The sequence below is a fragment of the Novosphingobium sp. CECT 9465 genome (assembly GCF_920987055.1).
Taxonomy (GTDB): domain Bacteria; phylum Pseudomonadota; class Alphaproteobacteria; order Sphingomonadales; family Sphingomonadaceae; genus Novosphingobium.
Genome location: NZ_CAKLBX010000001.1, coordinates 3,329,917 through 3,348,932, shown reverse-complemented (window position 1 = coordinate 3,348,932; position 19,016 = coordinate 3,329,917). Strand labels below are relative to the sequence as shown.

The 19,016-nt window shown below is 61.3% G+C and carries 16 protein-coding genes and 2 pseudogenes; 11 read left to right on the top strand and 7 right to left on the bottom strand.

Annotated elements, in window-relative coordinates; translation table 11 throughout:
* Positions 1 to 299 precede the first annotated feature (299 nt).
* The 9 genes from LUA85_RS16230 to LUA85_RS16190 all read left to right on the top strand — a co-directional run bounded on the left by LUA85_RS16230 (position 300) and on the right by LUA85_RS16190 (position 9,967).
* On the top strand, positions 300 to 1,022 hold the full coding sequence (locus tag LUA85_RS16230; protein ID WP_231471294.1) for an SDR family oxidoreductase: 723 nt from the start codon (positions 300 to 302) through the stop codon (positions 1,020 to 1,022).
* Positions 1,023 to 1,097: 75 nt separating this feature from the next.
* Complete coding sequence (locus tag LUA85_RS16225; protein WP_231471292.1) at positions 1,098 to 2,348, top strand: aromatic ring-hydroxylating dioxygenase subunit alpha; 1,251 nt, start codon at positions 1,098 to 1,100, stop codon at positions 2,346 to 2,348.
* Positions 2,349 to 2,409: 61 nt separating this feature from the next.
* The gene (locus LUA85_RS16220; protein WP_231471290.1) at positions 2,410 to 3,690 is read left to right on the top strand and encodes a cytochrome P450; all 1,281 of its coding nucleotides are present in this window, start codon (positions 2,410 to 2,412) and stop codon (positions 3,688 to 3,690) included.
* Positions 3,691 to 3,726: 36 nt separating this feature from the next.
* Entirely contained in the window at positions 3,727 to 4,086 is a 360-nt protein-coding gene (locus LUA85_RS16215) for a hypothetical protein (RefSeq protein ID WP_231471289.1), read from the top strand.
* A gap of 48 nt (positions 4,087 to 4,134) precedes the next feature.
* Positions 4,135 to 4,947, top strand: coding sequence for an SDR family NAD(P)-dependent oxidoreductase (locus LUA85_RS16210; protein WP_231471287.1), 813 nt, complete (start codon positions 4,135 to 4,137; stop codon positions 4,945 to 4,947).
* A gap of 140 nt (positions 4,948 to 5,087) precedes the next feature.
* Entirely contained in the window at positions 5,088 to 5,798 is a 711-nt protein-coding gene (locus LUA85_RS16205) for an SDR family NAD(P)-dependent oxidoreductase (protein WP_231471285.1), read from the top strand.
* Between the two features lie 236 nt (positions 5,799 to 6,034).
* On the top strand, positions 6,035 to 6,823 hold the full coding sequence (locus tag LUA85_RS16200; RefSeq protein WP_231471283.1) for an SDR family NAD(P)-dependent oxidoreductase: 789 nt from the start codon (positions 6,035 to 6,037) through the stop codon (positions 6,821 to 6,823).
* A 21-nt stretch (positions 6,824 to 6,844) separates the two neighbouring features.
* A complete protein-coding gene (locus tag LUA85_RS16195) occupies positions 6,845 to 7,243 on the top strand; it encodes a hypothetical protein (RefSeq protein ID WP_231471281.1) in 399 nt (132 codons plus the stop codon).
* 402 nt (positions 7,244 to 7,645) lie between these two features.
* Positions 7,646 to 9,967: a TonB-dependent receptor gene (locus tag LUA85_RS16190; RefSeq protein WP_231471280.1), complete on the top strand. Its 2,322-nt coding sequence runs from the start codon at positions 7,646 to 7,648 to the stop codon at positions 9,965 to 9,967.
* 264 nt (positions 9,968 to 10,231) lie between these two features.
* Here LUA85_RS16190 and LUA85_RS16185 read toward each other — a convergent pair whose 3' ends face one another.
* From LUA85_RS16185 to LUA85_RS16165, 5 genes and pseudogenes are all read right to left on the bottom strand, one after another.
* Entirely contained in the window at positions 10,232 to 10,459 is a 228-nt protein-coding gene (locus LUA85_RS16185) for an SDR family oxidoreductase (RefSeq protein WP_231471278.1), read from the bottom strand.
* Positions 10,456 to 10,920: pseudogene (locus tag LUA85_RS16180) on the bottom strand (transposase); the annotation flags it as partial. The gene LUA85_RS16185 and the pseudogene LUA85_RS16180, both read right to left, overlap by 4 nt.
* A gap of 67 nt (positions 10,921 to 10,987) precedes the next feature.
* Positions 10,988 to 12,517, bottom strand: coding sequence for a group II intron reverse transcriptase/maturase (ltrA, locus tag LUA85_RS16175; RefSeq protein WP_008828485.1), 1,530 nt, complete (start codon positions 12,515 to 12,517; stop codon positions 10,988 to 10,990).
* Positions 12,518 to 13,154: 637 nt separating this feature from the next.
* A pseudogene (locus tag LUA85_RS16170) lies at positions 13,155 to 13,834 on the bottom strand (IS3 family transposase); the annotation flags it as partial.
* A gap of 51 nt (positions 13,835 to 13,885) precedes the next feature.
* Positions 13,886 to 14,089 (bottom strand): hypothetical protein, encoded by a 204-nt coding sequence (locus LUA85_RS16165; RefSeq protein WP_231471939.1) that lies wholly within the window; start codon positions 14,087 to 14,089, stop codon positions 13,886 to 13,888.
* On the opposite strand from LUA85_RS16165, the gene LUA85_RS16160 reads away from it, so the two are divergent.
* Together LUA85_RS16160 and LUA85_RS16155 are read left to right on the top strand one after the other, a co-directional pair.
* Positions 13,992 to 14,736 (top strand): IS5 family transposase gene (locus LUA85_RS16160; protein WP_231471909.1). Its coding sequence is split into 2 segments (ribosomal slippage): positions 13,992 to 14,312 and positions 14,314 to 14,736, totalling 744 coding nucleotides; the frame shifts between segments, so codons are not numbered across the junction. The genes LUA85_RS16165 and LUA85_RS16160 overlap by 98 nt on opposite strands.
* Positions 14,737 to 15,434: 698 nt before the next feature.
* A complete protein-coding gene (locus tag LUA85_RS16155; protein ID WP_231471277.1) occupies positions 15,435 to 16,286 on the top strand; it encodes an SDR family NAD(P)-dependent oxidoreductase in 852 nt (283 codons plus the stop codon).
* A gap of 36 nt (positions 16,287 to 16,322) precedes the next feature.
* Here the strand turns inward: LUA85_RS16155 and LUA85_RS16150 are convergent, their stop codons facing one another.
* Together LUA85_RS16150 and LUA85_RS16145 are read right to left on the bottom strand one after the other, a co-directional pair.
* Positions 16,323 to 18,479, bottom strand: a complete 2,157-nt coding sequence (locus LUA85_RS16150; RefSeq protein WP_231471275.1) for a molybdopterin-dependent oxidoreductase — start codon at positions 18,477 to 18,479, stop codon at positions 16,323 to 16,325.
* Positions 18,480 to 18,590: 111 nt separating this feature from the next.
* Complete coding sequence (locus LUA85_RS16145) at positions 18,591 to 19,016, bottom strand: nuclear transport factor 2 family protein (RefSeq protein WP_231471272.1); 426 nt, start codon at positions 19,014 to 19,016, stop codon at positions 18,591 to 18,593.

Here is a 19,016-nt window from a genome sequence, read left to right as displayed (position 1 = left end):
GCCTTCTAACGAATTCAGTGGCCGCCAAACCGCCCATAGGGCACTTTGCGGTTTGACGGAATCGGGCGAAAGATCAACCTTTGAACGCTTGAAGTTGTCTGCCGCTACGGGAGTGTGAAAGGTCTGAACCGAGGCTGAGTTACCCGGGCTGTTGGTGCCTGGCGGCGATTGCCGCTTGCGGCAAGAACGATGACGGGCTGGCGTTAGTGCTTCCTTTTTCCGATCCGTCTGGCGTTGCAACGCGCGTTTGCCCCGGCATCGTGCGTGGGAATTTTCGACGAAGGCGAGTGATAACAACGATGAACCGTTTCAAGGACAAGGTCGCTATCGTTTCCGGCGCGGCAAGCGGAATGGGGGAAATGGAAGCGCGGCTAATCGCGGCCGAAGGCGGCAGGGTCGTGCTCACCGACGTGAACGAGGCCGGAGAGGCGATCGCGCGCGACATTGGCGATGCCGCGGTATTCATGAAGCACGATGTCTCCGACGAGGCAGGCTGGACCCGTGTGGTCGACCTGGCGCGCGAACGCTTCGGACCACCGACCGTGCTGATCAACAACGGCGGCGTGGGGGCCTATGGCGGCATCCACGAGATCGAGACCGACTACATGCGCGAGATCATGGAGATCAACTTCATGGGCAGCTTCTTCGGCATTCGGGCGGTCCTGCCGTCGATGCGCGAAAAAGGCGGCGGCGCCATCGTCAACATTTCCTCCGGACTGGCGACCACCAGCCTGGCGGGATATTTTCCGGTCGGCGCTTCAAAGTGGGCCGTGCGCGGGATGACGCGTCTTGCGGCCAAGGACCTCGCGGGGTTCAACGTGCGCGTAAACACGGTGTTTCCGGGCGCGATCGACACCCCTTCGCTGGTCCAGTCGGTGCGCGACAATGCCGCAACCATGATGCCGATGGGCCGGGTCGGCAGTTCCGAGGAATGCGCGCGGGTCGTCGTGTTCCTGTGTTCGGATGAAGCCAGCTACATGTCGGGGGCCGAGGTCATGGTCGACGGCGCGCTGTTGTGCTGACCGGGTGGATCCGCATTTCCGACGGGGGTCATGACGCGCGGTGCGCCCCATGAATTGCAAGGGACTAGCAACCACATGAACGACCTCTCGCGTTACTGGACAACGGCTGGCCAGCTCGGGATCGACCAGCACACGGCAACCGTCGAAAGCCACGTCTCGCCCGAAATCTATGCGCTCGAGGTCGAGCAGATCTATCGCAAGCTGTGGCTGATCGCAGGGCGGGTGGAAGACATTCCCGAAGCCGGCAACTTTTTCGTGCGCGACGTGCCCACGGTCAAGGCCGAGGCGCTGATCGTGCGTGGCAAGGATGGCGAGATCCGCGCCTTCTACAACACCTGCTCACATCGCGGTGCGGTGGTCGTGAACGAGAATAAAGGCTCTTCGCTAACGTTTCGCTGTCCGTATCATTCGTGGCTCTATGGTGCCGACGGTACCCTGCGCGCGATTCCGGCGGCCGAGCAGTTTCCCAAAGTGGACAAGGCCAAGCACGGTTTGACTCCGATCGCGCTGGATATCTGGAACGGCTTCATCTTCATCAATTTTGCACCCGAGCCGGCCCAGACATTGCGCGAATTCCTGGGTGGGCTGGGCGAGCTGCATGAAACTCTGCCGTTCGAGCGCTTTCCTTTTCACACCAAGGCCACTACTGAATTCGCGTCCAACTGGAAATCGGGGATGCACACCTTCAGCGAGGGCTATCACATCACCACCGCGCATGCGCGGACGCTAACCCCGCAGATCGTGACGCGCGAAAATCCCACCTTCAACTTCTTCGACATCCGCCTCTTTGGTCCGCACAGCACCTTGACCAGCGAGCGCAACTTTGACTGGCGGCCCAAGACGCCCATCGTGCAGTTTGTGGTTGACCAATTGCCACCGGCCACCTTGCCGCGCGACGGCAACGAGCGGAGCGATTTCGCCACGCATCCCTCGATCAACCGCATCGGGATTCCCAATTTCGGTGTCGAGACCATCACGATCTTCCCGAATGTGTGCCTGCAGCCGCTGGGCGGCGGGTATATCTGGATGGAGTTCTGGCCGCTCGCGCCCAGCCGGACCATTGTCGAGGTCCGCCAGCATTCGGCCCGGCCGCCGGTTTCGCTGCGCGAGGAATTCGCTATGGCCTATGCCGCCACCAATGCCCGCGACGTGCTGACCGAAGACTTTTCCCTGACTGAACTGCAGCAGCGTGGGTTCGAGATGGGAGCCAAAACGCATCAGACATTTGGTGAGAACGAACCCCTGTTGCGCTGGTTCGCTCGTGCGGTCGACTACTACCTCTATGGGGGAGAACCCCTGCCCGACATGCTGATGGCTGCCGAATAAGGCGAACCATCGATCCGCCGGGCCGCGCCTGGCAAGAATGCTGCGCTTAGGAGATGGGAAAATGGCTACAACAGCGGACGTGGCGAGCGAGTTCGCCGCCCTCAACAAACTCTACAGCTCGGGCGATCCGGTCGAACGCAATCCTTTTCCTATGTATCGCGAACTCCGCGACAAGCGGCCGATCATGGATGGTGATATCCTGGCACGCTACGGCGTTCCGTCGCAGGCGGACTACATTCTGAGCGGGCGCCAGATTTACAGCCTGTTTCGCTACGAAGACGTGGCCCGCGCGCTGCAGGACGACGAGACGTTCTCGGCCGGGCTGCAGGCGATCGGTCTGGGCGATTTCCTGGGCGACGGCATCCTCACCGCCTATTCTGGCACCGAGCACCGCAAATTGCGCGGCGCGATGGCCAAGGCCCTGACGCCGACGACCCTGCGCGACTGGCGCAGCCAGCTGATCGAGCCGCAGATCCGCAATCACCTCGAAGCGCTCAAGCCGCGCGGCAAGTGCGATCTCGTATCCGAATTTACGCTCCGCTTCCCGATCGACGTCGTCTACCGCATTCTCGGTTATCCGGACGACAGCGAATTCGCGGCGCAGTTTGCCGGCTGGGCGCTGCGCATCCTGTCGGGAACGCCGACCGATCCCGAAGCCGTGACCCAGGCCCACGCCGCCGCCTTGGAAGCCTCGCGCAATATCTATGACGCCACGCTGGAGGTGGTGAAGGCGCGGCGCAAGGCCGGCGCCGATGGCACCGACATGATGTCGCGCATGATCAGCGCCGAATACGAAGGCGAAACGCTCGACGATCACATCATCACCAGCCTTATCCGAGGCTTGCTGCCAGCCGCCGCCGAGACTACCACTCGCACGCTGGGCAATATGCTGGTGCTGCTGATGGACCGACCGGAAATGCTTTCGCGTCTGCGCGACGATCGCAGCCTTATGACCAAGGCGATTACCGAGACGATGCGGATGGAGCCGACCGCAGCCTACCTTGCGCGCGAAACCCGTGTCGATACCGAATTCCATGGCGTGAAGGTGCCCGCAGGAACTGCGCTGTCACTTTGCATCGGATCGGCCAACCGCGATGAACGCGTCTTTGAAAATCCTGACGAGCTTGATTTCGACCGTAAGCTGACGCCGACAATGCTGGGCTTTGGGGCTGGTGCGCATATCTGCCTTGGGATGCCGCTCGCCCGGCTGGAGGTAGAAGTGGCCATGAACGCGATACTCGACATCCTGCCAGCAATCCGTCGCGATTCGGACGCCCCGCGGTCCGAGATCGTCGGGCTCAATCTGCGCGGACCCGACGACCTGAATGTCTGTTGGTACTGACAGCCTTGTCCAGTCGCGAACGAGTGAGGTGATACCATGACCGAGGCAAAGAATGTGGCCCTGCCCGCCGGGTTTGAGGACCTTGCTGAATTTGCGCCCACCTGGGGCCAGTGCTTCACGCAAGACGAACGCAACCGGGTGAGGGTGCAGTCGACGATGGCCGAGTTGCAGCACTTCTACAACGTGGTGCAGCCGCGCCTCGACGCGATCTTCGTGCATCTTGACGCGTTCCCGCTGGGCCAGCTACCGGAGCCAGAGGACCTGCTCAACCGCATCGTGCTGAGCCTGACCGAGGTTTCGCTGGCAGTCGAGATCTTTGGTCAGCCGCAGGTGCCTGGCGCGCCCGCTGCGCACCCGATGCGGATCCGGTGGCAGGGACTGCCCGCCAAAGCCTGAAACCGAACGGCGGCCAGAGCGTCGCCGCGATCCCTAGGGGAGAATGAGATGGAGTTCGGACTGAAAGGACGGCGCGCGTTCGTCAGTGGCAGCACCAGCGGCATCGGCGCAGCCTGCGCACGGATGCTGGCCGCTCATGGGGCGACCGTGGTAGTCCACGGGCGCAACCGTGCCCGGGCAGACAAGGTTGTGAAGGATATCGTCGAAGCCGGCGGCCGCGCCATCGCGGTGCTGGGCGATCTTTCCGACGATGACCAGGTGGCAGCCCTGGTCGATGAGGTGAACACTGCGATCGGCGGGATCGACGTGCTGGTCAGCAATGCCGGGGATGCGCAGCCGTTCTCGCCCGACTGGTTTGCCGTCAATCTCGAGCAGTGGGCTGGCACCTACAACCGCAATGTGTTGTCCGCGGTCAGGCTCGTCCAGAATTTCGTCCCGGGTATGCGGGAGCGCGGATGGGGGCGGGTGATTGTGATCGGCAGCGCGGCCTATTCCAAGCCCACCATCGATTTCCCCGCCTACGCGCCGGGCAAGGCGGCGCTTGTCAACATCATAGTGGGTCTTGCTCGCGTACTCGCCAACACCGGGATTACCGCCAACATCATCAGCCCAGGCGCAGTGCTGACCGAGACCATGACATCGAATCTGCTTCCCATCGCGCAAGCTGAGGGATGGACCGACACCGAACCTGACGTAATCGAAAGACGGCTCGTGGCTGAAAAATGGCACAATTGCGTTGGCCGCATGGCACGGCCCGACGAGATCGCGGCCGCGGTCGTCTTCCTTTCGGGGACTCTTGCGGCCTGCATGACCGGTAGCAACATCCGCGTTGACTGCGGCGAAACAGCATCGTTTCACTGAGTCCAAGCCAATGGTCTGCCGGGATGCCAAACCCAAAAGCGCGTAGTTTCCGTGTTGGGCTTGGGCGAGCAATTGGCCGCGCGGCAATCATTCCTGGGTCAATTGACGCGGCTTCAACGAACTGAAGAGGATTGAACGCGATGAATAAGATCGCATTGGTGACCGGCGGCGCGCATCCGATGGGGATTGGGTTTGCCAGCGCGCGTGCGCTCGTGCGGCAAGGCTACCAGGTGATCGTTACCGGCATCGACGCCGCCGAGATCGCCCTGACCCCTCTGGAGCAGGGCATCACCGCTCGCGTCCTCGATGTGACCGACGCCGATGCGGTGGCTGCGCTGGTTTCCGATCTTCCTCGTCTGGATTCGCTGGTCAATGCGGCAGGCCGGGCGATTTACGGCGAGTTTGACCTCGCCACCTTTGCCCGCACGCTGGACATCAACCTGACCGGCACGATGAGCATGGCGCTGGCCGCGCACCCCTTGCTGGCCCGCCAAGGCGGCGCAGTCGTGAACATCGGATCAATCTATTCGACCTTCGGTAGCGCGATGACTCCAGGCTATGCGGCCAGCAAAGGCGGCATCGCCGCTCTAACCAGGTCGTTAGCAGTCGCTTGGGCAAAGGACGGCATCCGAGTAAACGCGGTGGCGCCGGGCTGGATCAAGACGAATATGTCGCGACCAATGTGGGAGGACGACGAGGCGTCTCGTCCGGCCTTGCAGCGTACGCCGATGGGGCGCTGGGGGGAAGCATCTGAGTTGGGCGACGTCATCGGCTTTTTGTGTGCACCCGAAAGTAGCTTCGTTACCGGCGTGATGATCCCCGTAGACGGCGGATATACGATTTCGGGTTGAACAGCGCCGTAAACGACACATGGTAGCGCATGGCAGGCAATGTGAGGATCGTGACCGCGGGGTAGTGCGCAACTTTGCGGCGAGGGCAGAGCTGGTCGTGCAGACAGGCGACCAGGCTGCGATTCCGGGCGTAAGTGGCGAGCAGGTGTTGTCCATCGAGAATCGGAAACAGACTTTGCCCGCGTTCGCGCTGTGCTCGACTGGGGGCCGAGGGTCATTAAAAGAGAGGACTGCACGTGGGAAAACTCGATGATCGCGTCGCCATTGTCACGGGTGCGGCAGGTGGCATCGGCCGGGAAATCGCCCGCCATTTGGCCGACGAGGGCGCGACGCTCGTACTGGCCGACATCAATGTCGAGGGTGCTGAGAAAATCGCCCGGGACATCGGTCGCGATGCGATGGCGGTGTCCTTCGACGCCTATGACGCCGACACTATCTTCTCGATGGTGCGCACGGTGATCGACTGCCATGGCAAGCTCGACATTCTGGTTAACAATGCGGCGGATACGAGCCTCACCTATGCCGACCGCACCATCCTCGAAACTGAGATCGAGACCTTCGACAAGTCCATTAAATCGAACCTGCGTGCGGTATTTATCGCGACAAAGGCCGCGTTGCCTCATCTTATTGTCAGTAAGGGAGCAATCGTGAACATTTCGTCGACCGGTGGTCTCGTGGGCGATAGCTGGCTCACCAGCTATAATGCGGCCAAGTCGGGCGTGATCTCGCTGACCAAGAACACCGCGGTGCAATATGGTAAGCAGGGCGTCCGCTGCAACTCAATCTGCCCAGGTTTCATCGCCCATGGCAAAGCTCGGGAAATGATGAAGGACACGCTCCAGTCCGCGCTGGATGTATCCTATGTGACGCGCAACGGCGCACCGGAAGATATCGGCGCGCTTGCGACCTTCCTGGCGTCGGATAATGCGGGCTTCATCAACGGCGAGAACATCGTGTGTGATGGCGGCTGGACGGTCGGTGTGGCGCCATGGCGCGTCGGTGATCCGAAGGTGGTCGAGGCATAAGCATAACAGGGAGGAGCGAACTTGAGGGCCAAATTGGCACTCGAGGATTTGAGCCAGGCGCTGGCGGAGGAATTGGCGCCATTCGGCGTCTGCGTTATGATCGTGGAGCCCGGCGCTATCCGCGCCGCATTCAATTCCGCGAAGCTCGCCGCGCCGACCCATCGGATTGCGGCATATGCGGGTACGCTGGCCGGTGACATGACGGAGATCATGCACCACTTTCATGGCCGCCAGCTAGGCGATCCGGATATGGCGGCGGAGGCGATCCTGACCGCACTCGATGCGGATGCCCCTCCGCTGCGACTTGCGCTCGGGGCCGACGCGCTTGGATGGACTCGAGGAAAGCTGGCCCGTGTTACCAGTGACTTCGACAGTTGGGAAAGCGTGTCTGTGGCAACTGCCCGCGCCCCCGAGATGTAATGGCGTTTTTGTTCCCTGCTGGCCTTACTTTACCGCCAATTTGAACATGCGCACTTCCAAGGGCCGGGCGTCACCTCCGTCCTTGCGATGTCTAGTCTGGGCTTCGTATACGCATAGAAAGCATACGCAGCCCATAACGTTGGAATGCCTTTCTAGCGAAACAAATTCGGCTACGATTCGGGAAGTGATAAGTAACCGCTGATGCTCTCGAAAAAGGGGCATGTATCGGGGAGAAGATGAATGACATTCAAGCGCTGCTTGCTGGCGAGTACTGTTCTTAATTTGGCATACGTAGGCACAGCCTATGCGCAGGCCGAACCCTCGCAGATCCGGTCTGCCGATGCAGGTGTCGATACGCCTTCCGGTGACATCGTGGTTACGGCGCGTCGGCGCAGCGAGGAATTGAGCCGCATTCCGGTGACCGTGACCGCCTTTTCGGGCGAGACGCTGCAGCGCAAGTCGATCCTCAACACCGCCGACCTGACCAAGGTCACGCCCGGCCTCAACTTTTCGCTGTCCGGTTCGTCGGTTAACCCGGTCATCGCCATTCGCGGCCAGTCGCGCGGCCTGGCCGGCCCGGGCACGCCCGGCGTGCTGACCTATTTCAACGAAGTGCCCTTGCCCAGCTATGGCAGCATCATCACCACCTACGATATGGACAATATCCAGGTCCTCAAGGGGCCACAGGGTACCCTGTTCGGCCGTAACGCCATCGGCGGTGCCGTCCTTACCAATTCGCGCAAGCCGACCTACAACTTCGGCGGCTATCTCGAAGCCGAATACGGCCGGTTCAACTCGCTTCGCGTCGAAGGTGCGATTAATCTGCCGGTCGTGGCCGACAAGCTGGCGATCCGCCTAGCAGGGCAGTCAACCAGCACGGACGGGTTCACCAAGACCAATGTCTATGCCCCCTATACGCTGACCGGCCCGTTCAGCTCGGCGCCCGGCGGCGCCATTCCGAACACCCGCAATGCTGGCGAAATTGACAACAAGGGGCTGCGCGTTTCCGTTCTGGCAGAGCCGGTTACGGGTTTTTCGAACCTGACCGTGCTCGATTACTACCAGTCGCGCGGCCGATCAAACATTGTATTTGCCGGTCTTTTCCCGGGCAGCACGCCGGTCTATTCGCTGCCGGCCAGCACGCTGACCCAGCTCGGTCTGGGCGGATTGCTAAACCCGACCTTCCACTGCGGCACCTCGCCCAGCTGCGACATCGACCTGGCGATTGCCTTCGCCAAGGCCAACCCTTCCGGGCGTGAAGCCTACACGAACATGATTCCCGATGGCAAGACAACCGTATTCGGCGTATCGAACACCACCTCGATCGATGTCACAGACAACGTGCAGGTGAAGAATATCTTTGCCTACCGGACCACCAAGGACGATAACAACACCGATATTGACGGATCGGCCTTGGCCATCATCGATGTGGTCGATCGGGTCCGCCTGCAGCAGATTACCGAGGAGCTGCAGCTCAGCGGCCAGCTGTTCAACAACAAGTTGAAGTATGTTATCGGCGGCTTTTATTACGAGACGAAGCCCAACGGAGTTGGCGGCCGCGAGGCAGACGGCATTTCGGTGTTCAACGGCCTGAACGTGACCACCAACATGAACTACCAGCACGAGCAGACCAAGGCGGTGTACGGACAGGTCGACTATGACTTCTCCGATTTTATCCAGGGGCTCAGCGCGACCGCAGGCTACCGCTATTCGTGGGACAAGACCTCCGGCTGCGTCTACATTGCCGATTACAGCCTGGTGAACGGCGGTACGCCGCCACGGGTTGGCGCCTTCGGTTTCCTGCCGACCGAAAAGCAGTGCGAAAGCAACGCCTTTACCCCGGACCCCGCAGCCTCGCCAGGATCGACCATCGCGCAGGTCTTCAACCAGAAGTCGTCGAAGGGCACTTATACCTTCGCGCTCAACTGGCAGGCGACACGTGACCTCCTGCTCTACGCGACGACCCGCCGCGGCTATCGCCCGGGCGGCTACAACTCGCCTACCGTACCGAACAAGATCAGCACAGCACAGCTGTTCGATCCGGAAACCTATACCGATGTCGAGATCGGCACCAAGGGCCGCTACACGATTGGCAATATCGGCGGAAGCTTCAGCCTTGCAGCCTTCCGTGGCAAGGACAAGGGCTACCAGTACTACCAGACGACGACCGGTATTGCCGATCTTCCCTCGGGCGGCTTGCTGCTGAACAAGGCGGATCTGATCATCAAGGGCTTCGAAGGTGATTTCACCATCCGCCCGGTGGAGGGGCTGACGCTTGGCGCCAACTTTGCCTACACCGATGTGAAGGTCGACAAGCTGACGGTGAACCCGCAGGTTCAGGCGGTTTACGCCGCCGCCGGCGCGGCCGACTCGCTTCTGGTCACCTCTGTGTTCTTCACTCCGAAATGGCAGGTCAACGGCAGCATCAGCTACGACTACCCGGAACGGGTGCTGGGCGGCCAGTTGGGCTTCAACCTCGATTTCCACTATCAGGACAAGTACTTGGCAGGCGAAATCTACATCCCGTCGTACAATACGCTTGATGCCCGTGTCTCGCTGGCCAAGCTGTACGATGACCGGGTGACGGTGAGCGCCTTTGCACGCAACCTGCTGAACGAGCGCTACTATGTCGGGCCCTCGGCTTCGGCTTCGGGCGGTGGCGCGCTGTCGTACATCATGGCATCGCCGGTCACCTATGGCGGTTCGGTTCGGTATACCTTCTGATCTGCGAGTACCCGCCCCTTCTGGTAAGCGTAAGAGAAGGGGCGGTGCTGGCCGGAGTGCCGCCGACAGCAGGTGAGTTGTTCGTACGGCGAGGCCGGGCCCCCGCCCGGTTCACGGCTCGCCTATGCCCTATGCATTTGCCAAATTCTGCAAGTCGGCCGGGCTGGACTGGGGGCCGAGCTTCCGAGACGTGCTCGAAATTGAGCTATAGTTTGCGTCATCAGCGGGCGGACAGCAGTCTGCTCTGCGATGGCCCCGTGCCCGTCAGTCGAAGCCCGCGGTAAACCCGCCATCGACCGAAATGGCCTGTCCGGTAATGCAAGATGACCGGTCTGAAAGCAGGTGAGAGGTGGCTTGTTTGGTCTGCACAGGGTTTGGCAACAGATTAGTGGATCGTCCGCCGCTTGCTGTTTCGAACTGCCGATATGGGCCGTCATGCAGGAAGGGCGTAGCCCGACCGGAGTGACGGCCCATATCGGCGGCCAAGGTCATGCTGCCATCGCCAGCGGCAGGTTGTCAAAGTATGCCTGATCCGGAGTCTTGGCGGCCAGGCTCGAGTGCGGCCTCCTGGCATTGTAGAAGGTCAGGTAGCGACCGATCGACGCCCGGGCTTCGCTGACCGCTGCGTAGGCACGCAGGTAGACTTCCTCGTACTTCACCGAGCGCCACAGGCGTTCGACGACGACATTGTCGCGCCAGGCGCCGCGTCCGTCCATGCTGATGGCGATTTCCTCCCGGCGCAGCACGCTGGTGAACGCCAGCGACGTGAATTGGCTGCCTTGATCGGTGTTGAAAATCTCCGGCTTTCCATACCGCGCCAACGCTTCCTCAAGCGCCTCGACGCAGAAGTCGGCCTCCATCGTGATTGATACCCGGTGGGCCAGGACCTTGCGGCTGAACCAGTCGACGATAGCCACCAGATAGACGAAACCCCGCGCCATCGGGAGTGGAGTAGGAAGCGCATAAGCGCTTCCCCTCCCCGAACCGTACGTGCACCTTTCAGCGCATACGGCTCTCTATTCAACCTTGGTCCAAGGCCATGGCGACATCACGATAGCGGGAGGTGACGGTGTTTCGGAGCTCGTCCCGATAGATGTAGGGATTTCGCTCCGGATTCCGCCACCGGAACTGCATCTTCTGGCTTGTGACCAGTCGTCGCAGCGCCTTGCCGACGGCATTGCCCTGATTGCTTCGACCGTAGACCAGCCACGTCTTCGATTGGCCGGTTTCCGGCATGCGGTACCATTTACGCATCAAAGGCTTGATACGGGACCGGTACTTCTGCGCCAACCAGTGCGCCATTTTCCAGAACACGACGGTGTCGATGCGCCGGAATGTGCGCGCCGTGAAGTCGGTGAACCTGTAGAACGCAGCCCATCCCGCCAGCTGGCGGTTCAGACCGTCGATCATGTCCACCGCGGCAACCTCATGATTGCCGGAGAGAGCCTCGACCAATCGGCGAGCGAAGGTCTTGGCCTTCTCCTTGGGTATCGTTGAGACCACGGACATGCGTCCGCTCGATCCCCGCCTGCGGATAATCCGGTGCCCGAGGAACACGAACCCGTCGTCGACGTGGGTGATATGGCTCTTGTCCATATTCAACGTCAGCTTCAGGTCGTCTTCCAGAAAGGCCCGGCATTCCTCGCGGATGGCCTCGGCATGTGCCTTGGTGCCCTTGACGATGACAACGAAGTCATCGGCGTAACGGCAGTAGGCGACAGCAGGTTTCCATTGCCGGTTCTCGCGAACCGTGATGGGGCGCCCCTGCTGGATGCCGAAGTTCCATGCCCAGCGATCCTTTCGCGCCTTGTCGCTCAGGTATTTCGCCTCCAGCCACGCATCAAACTCATGGAGCATGATGTTGGACAGGAGCGGCGACAGCACGCCGCCTTGCGGTACACCTTCGCTTGAGGCGACGAACAGGCCACGGTCGACGTGGCCCGCCTTCAGGAATCGCCAGAGCAGATCAACAAACCGATCATCCCGGATTCGCCGCCGAACGCAGCGAAGCAGAAGCCGGTGGTGGACCGTATCGAAGTAGCTCGCCAGATCACCTTCGATGATCCAGCGGCCCCGCGCTCCGGCACCACTATCCTGCAACTGTATCTTCACGGTCCGGACAGCGTGATGCACGCTGCGTTCCGGCCTGAAGCCGTAGGAGAGGCGATGGAAGTCGCTTTCCCAGATCGGCTCCATGGCCATCAGCATCGCGCGCTGGACGATGCGGTCTTTCAGGGTCGGGATACCAAGTGGTCGTTTCTTGCCATTGGCTTTCGGGATATAGATTCGCCTGACCGGCTGCGGGTGATAACTCCCCGTCAGCAAGTCCGTTCGCAGACTGGCCAGCTGTTCTGCCAGTACGGCCTGCATCCGTCGCTTGTCCATTCCGTCGATGCCCGGCGTATTGGCGCCACTCGACGCCAGCACGATCCGAGCCGCCTCGGCAAGCCACGCCCGATCGGCAATGAGCCGGAGAAGGCGATCGAACTTGCGGTTCTGGTCGCTCTCGGCCCACGTCGCGAGCTTGTGCTGCATTTCGCTGATTATCAAAGGTCTTCACCTCGTTTGGTCAGGTAGTTTGCACTTCAAGCTGATTGAACTGTCCCCCTTCGCCATGTGACAGGCTTTCCCTGTCGCGGACTACTACGGGGACTCCGCCAGCACGGTGGACATCGGGGCCAACTCCCTTGGCATTCCATCATGCCTTCCCTCGTTCATATGCTGGACTTTCGCGCGCTGGGGAGGCTGCCGGTCGCAGTCCTTGTCCTTGCGTCCCGCAAGTCGATGCCGATGCCATGGCCTGGCTGCATTCTCTCCATGGCTCCATGCGGACGGGCTACATTTCCGGCCACATTCGGATGTCGCCGACATACGTCTCCGGCGCCATCATCAGCATTCCGCCTGTTAAGCCGTGTAGGCGAAGGCGACATTTCAGCCCTCGGATGCGGATTAACCGGTTCGTGTTCCTCAACCTTCCAGCGCTACAGCCTCGGGGACCATCTCGGCGTAACGGCTTCGCCTCAATCCCCTTTACCTGCGGGCTACGTCACCCTGCCAGTTGACGGCAGGTCACCGCCGCTTGGGCTCATGCCCCCTCACAGCAGAGGGCAAGGCATTCGTTCAGTTCCTCCTTTCTCCTTTGCATTCCAGTCATATGCACCCCGGACCATCCGGGACGAGGCGCACTGTAGCTGATGTCGGTTGCCCAGACCTGGTTGGGCCGCACGATCGGCAGCTTGCGCAGCAGATAGGGGTAGATCTTGTGACCTGGCTCAGGCTTCGACGTGTTCGGCCGGCGATAGATGGCCTCGATCGCCATCTTCTTCATCAGCGTGGCAACATGTTGGCGGCCGATCTCGATGCCTTCCTGCCGCAGCAGATCGCGCAGCATCCGGCTCCCGGCGAACGGTAGCTCGAGGTGCAACTCGTCGATCCGCCGCATGATCGCCAGATCGGCCTCCGAAACCGGCCGCGGCAGGTAGTAGACGCTGCCCCGGCTGATCCCCAACTCCCGCGCTTGCCGCGTCACTGGCAGGTCATGCGAACGATCGATCATCGCTTTGCGCTCGGCAACAGACCGGCCTTCCCGAGCGCGCCGGCCAAAAAATCATTCGCCAGCGTCAGCTCGCCGATCTTGGCGTGCAGCGTCTTCACGTCGATTGCCGGCTCGGGTGAATCCGCCGCGCTATCTGCTCCGAACACGCCCGCCGCGCCATCCAGCAACTGGCTGCGCCACATCGTGATCTGGTTCGGGTGGACGTCAAACAGCTGCGCCAACTCAGCCAGCGTCTTCTCGCCCTTCACGGCAGCAAGCGCCATCTTCGCCTTAAATGCCGGGCTGTGGTTCCGGCGGGGTCGTCTGCTCATTTCGTCTCCTGTCATGCGGCCACTCTGGCCGCCGTCAGGCAGAAAATCCTCTTAGGGTTCAAACCCAATCAGCCTCTTGAAAATCGGCGCGTGCATTGATTCAGAGGGTCTCCGCTGCAGCAGGAGACCTTTGGAGATGTCGCGTTCGTTGTTCTGGTTGTCGGATGAAGCATGGACTGCGATCGAGCCGCACTTGCCGAAGAACCAGCCCGGAGCACGGCGGGTCGATGATCGGCGAGTGATCTCGGGCATCATCCACATGCTGAAGTGCGGTGGCCGCTGGGCGGATTGTCCTTCCGAATACGGCCCTTCGACGACGGTCTACAATCGTTGGAACCGTTGGAACCGTTGGAGCCGCCGGGGCATCTGGACGCGCATCTTGGCAGCGCTGACGGAGGAAGGCTGGATCGCAGAAACGGGTCAGATCGATAGCAGCTACATCAAGGCCCACCGCTCTGCTGGTGGCGCAAAAGGGGGCGCGGGCCAATGCCATTGGCATCTCGCGTGGCGGCAGGACAACGAAGATCCACGCCCTTGTCGATGTCCTCGGGCGACCACTCCGCCTTGTCCTGACGCCCGGTAATACATCGGACGTGAAGGGCGCGGACCTGCTGATCGCTGAGACTATCGGCATGAAGCGGGTGATCGCCGACCGTGGCTACGATGCCAACCGCATCAGGGCCGCCTTGCGCGAGCAGGGCACAATCCCGGTGATCCCCGGACGGCGCAACCGCAAGCGCCCGATCCAGTATGACGAACGACGCTACAAGGACCGCTGGCGGGTCGAGGCCATGTTCTGCCGCCTCAAGGACTTCCGCCGCATCGCTACCCGCTACGACAAGCTCGCCAGGAACTTCCTATCCGCCATAAGCCTCGCTGCCGCCGTGGCATTCTGGCTCTGATCGAGTCTGGACCCTAGCACCCTGTCCAGATTCTCAAGGCCTCCTCTTTAGTACGCAAGCGCCCGAAACCCTTCGCAAAGTCTGCCCATGCGCGAGGTGATTCGGCCCAGGTGAACCATTCTCGATTCCGGCTTTGGGAATTGAACCCATTTTGAATTTAGCCGCAATGGACCGATTGATGGATAGGCACTCGAAATGCCTAATAAAATACCAGAAATTCAGAGCATTGCTCCCGCAATTGGATTCCGGCTCGGCCTCCAGCAGACAACGGTTTTAGTGGAAAACAGCGATGACTGACGGGGGAATCGCTTCCTCGGCAACCGTCAATCCATAGGCTCCCAAGATTTTGGCCTTCGGAGCCTTTTCACTTTCTCGTCAGGATAGCGCCTGCAAGCCGGCTCGCAGAAGCTGAATTCCAATCGTCGGGAGTTGTGGACGATCCAGAATGCAGAACAAAATTCTGGCCGTTCCAAGCCGACCGGAGACACTAACTTCAGCACAGAGCCGCCCATTTTGTGCGCAGCCTATCGTTAGGTCGGCCCCCGGCGCGGATGTTTGATCATATGCTGGACTGAACCGATCCGGGCAGCGCCATCGTCATGACCTCGCGAGCGCGCCGGTATTACCGAGGGGGTGCAGTATGTGGGAAGATGGGCGAGTGGCGCTGTACGGGGCGATGTCTTGTGGGCTGCCCTGGCATGATTGAATCCGGGCAGGACGCAGGCGGACTGCGGGGCCGGGTCGCGATTGTCACCGGGGGCAGTTCCGGCATAGGCTTTGCCATTGCCGCGCGGCTGGTGGCGCAAGGCGTGGCGGTGATGATTTCAGGCCGCAACCCGGCAACGGGCGCGGGCGCAGAGCAGGCTTTGACGCAGGCGGGGGGTGAGGCGGAATTTTTCCCTGCGGATATTGCAAACGAGAGCGCTGTCGCCGCGATGGTTGCGCGGACTGTCGAGCGTTTTGGCGCGCCGACGATACTGGTCAACAATGCCGGGCCTTCGGGCGATGCATTTGGCCTTGGCGCGGTTCACGAAATGCCATCGGCCGCCTTTGGCGATGCGATGAACATCGGCGCGATGGGGGCACTGTTTTGCTGCCAGTCCGTGTTGCCGCACATGATGGCGCAGGCGCGCGGGGCCATTGTCAACATCTCGGCCATCGCCGCATTGCGGGCGATCCCCCTGATGGGCGCCTATGCGATGAGCAAGGCTGCACTTGAAGCGCTGGGGCGGCAGGTCGCCAACGATTATGCGCGCCATGGCATCCGCTGCAACAATCTGGTGGTCGGCACGGTGCGGCCCGAACCCGGCGATGTTTCGACACTGCCCGAAAATTTCGATCACCATTCGCTTGACCGGATCATCGCAACGACGACGATGGCAGGCCGTGTCGGCAATTATGCCGAGGCGGCAGACGCCGCGTTGTTCCTGCTGTCGGACAACAGCCGGTTCATCACCGGAGCGAACATCCCGGTCGATGGCGGCGCGCTGGGCAAGCTGGCCTACCCGGATTATAGCGATGCGATGGGGGCAGGGGCCAAGGGCGGGTGACCGCGCCTTGGCCTGACAGAACCGGAATTTTCGGCGCTATTCCGCCGCAACGGCCATTGTGAACGGCTCCAGCCTGACCGGGATTGCCGTCATGCGCGGCATGGCGTTGATCGGATCGAGATCGCGGTCGGTGCTGATCAGCAGGCCGGTGTTTGCCCCGTCCCGTTCATAGACCGTGTCCTGCGGCAGCGTGCCCCAGCCGTGACTCATCGAAATGACCCCGCGGCGCAGATCGGGTTCGGCCGCCACCACCGCCGGAATGCTGCCTGCGTCCGATGTGATCGTGATCTTGTCACCCGCCGAAATGCCCAGCGCGGCGATTTCATCGGGGTGCAGATATGCGTGGTTATAGGGCATGCGTTTGCGCACGGCGGGCACATTGCGGTGCGAACTGTTCTGCACTTCGCGCAAGCGCCGCGAGGTCATCTTGTGGGTAAAGCGTTCGCCATTGCTGCTCCACGCGCCCGGTTGCGGGCATTCGGCATGGACTTGCGCCAGCTCAGCCAGAATGTCATCGGTCGCCACCGTGAAGCGATCGGTGCAGGCGGGGTCCGCTGCTTCGACATATTGCGGATCGTCGTCGAAGATGTGGCCCAGTTCGTAGGACTTCATCGTTTCGAACGGAACCGGCGCATGGCGCGCGACGATGGCCAGCAGGCTGTCGGTGTCGGGCGTGGTGTCCATGTCCAGCGGCACACCGTCAAATTCCAGCTTCAGCCCCAGCCTTTGGGCAAGACCCCAGTAGATCTGCCAGTCTTCCGCCAGATCGGCCCCGGTCGGCGGTGCGGCGATGGCGGGAGTGTAGCGGGCGTAGGGCTGCGTATAGAGGCTTTCGTACATGTACATCGTCAGGTCGGCGCGTTCATAGCCCATGACGGTGGGCAGGATGTAGTGCGCCAGCTTCGACGTTTCGGTCATGAACGGATCGATGTTGACCAGCAGTTCCAGCGATTCAAGCGCGCGGATCGTCTTGTGCTGATCGGGCATGATGTTGGCGAGGTTGGACCCATGCGAAATCAGCGCGCGGATCTGACCCTCGCCGGGGGCCAGTATCTCGTCGGCCATGATGCCGCTCATCATTTCGCCCCACAGGGTTCCGTAATTGCCGATGCGGCTCTTGAAGCCCTGTTCCCACGAACGACCGATCTGCATCGGTTGCGCCCGCCTGGGCTGGCGCGCGCGCAACACGCCGGGGTTGACCACCCGTTCGCCCGCGCGCTGAAACCGGCCGCACACCACGTTGATTGTTTCAACCAGATGATCGGCAAGGTTCGAATGCGGTGCCATGCATACGCCGGTCCCCGCCAGTGCCCCGCCACGTCTGGAATCCCGCGCGAACATCGCGGTGGCGCGGTGCAGGTCGGCAGCGTCGATCCCGGCGCGGCGCGCCACGTATTCGGGCGTGAACGGCGCGACTGCTGCCCGCAGTGCGTCGAGATCGGCCACGTTCGCTGCGCAGAACTCTGCATCCTGCCAGCCTTCGGTCAGGATGATGTGCAGCATGCCCGCAGCAATGGTCACGTCTTCACCCGGATAGGGTTGCAGGAAAACGTCGGCGTATTTTGCGGTCTCGGTGCGGCGCGGATCGATCACGATCAGCTTCAGGCCGCGCGCACGGGCCTTTTTCATCGCCTTGGTCGGGTTGGACATGTCGAAATCGGTGCAGGTCAGCGCCAGCAGCGGGTTGGTGCCGAACATCATGCGCACATCGCTGTCGTGCAGCGGTTGCCGCGGGGCTGCCCACATGCCGATACGACCCGCTGCGATCATGTGGGCGGATTGATCGATGGTCAGCGTGGTGAAATTCTTGTGCGATCCCAGTGCGGTCAGGAATGCCGGGGCCATGGCCATGGCAGAGGCATTGAGCATCGCGCCCGCGCCACGAAACGCGCCAATCGCTTCAGGACCATCGCGCGCGGCGATTTCGGCCATTTTTGCGGCAATTTCATCCAGCGCCTGTTCCAGCGGGAGCTGCGCGAAGCTGCCATCGGACTGGCGCTTGAGGGGGTGGAGCAGCCGGTCTGGCGCATAATAGGCCCCGGCGGCTTCCAACCCCTTGATGCAGCTATAGCCCTGATTCATCGGATCATCGCGGTCTCCGCGAACGGCGGTGACATGATCCTTGTCATCCAGCGTGACCTGAGTGCCGCAAAACACCATGCAGAAACGGCAAAAGGAACGTACTTCGCGCATCGCAGTCTCCCATTTTTGCCCACCATGCGCCACACGCACCCTGGCCGTGCCTACCAAGCGACAGTGCGGCCCTATCGGCGATCTGGACCTGATGCTTTGGCCGGGCGCACTCTATTGCCCCATGATCTTTGCCATATCGTCCTGACTGACGCCGATCTGCGCCTCTGCGGCACGGGTATCGAAAATTTCGCGCCAGGCGGTGATGAGACCGTCAGGAGCAAAATCGAACACCGCCATGAGCGGAACGCTTACGCGTGTACCAAGATCGGCAAAAGTCACATGGTCGGTCCGTTCGGTAAAGACATGCGTGTCGTTGGCCATGATGACATGGATTTCGGCGTGCAGATCCTTGTACACGGCAAGCTGGCGGGCAATTTCACCGACAATCGCATCGGCGCCGTGGATGGGATCAACTGCGGGCACCAGCGGCTGGTAGTAGGCATCCGGCGTGAAATAGTCTTCCAGGCCTTTGCCGATCACATTGCCCGAATGAACAATGTCCAGAACGGCGCGAACACGGGTTTCGTTGGGGTGCAT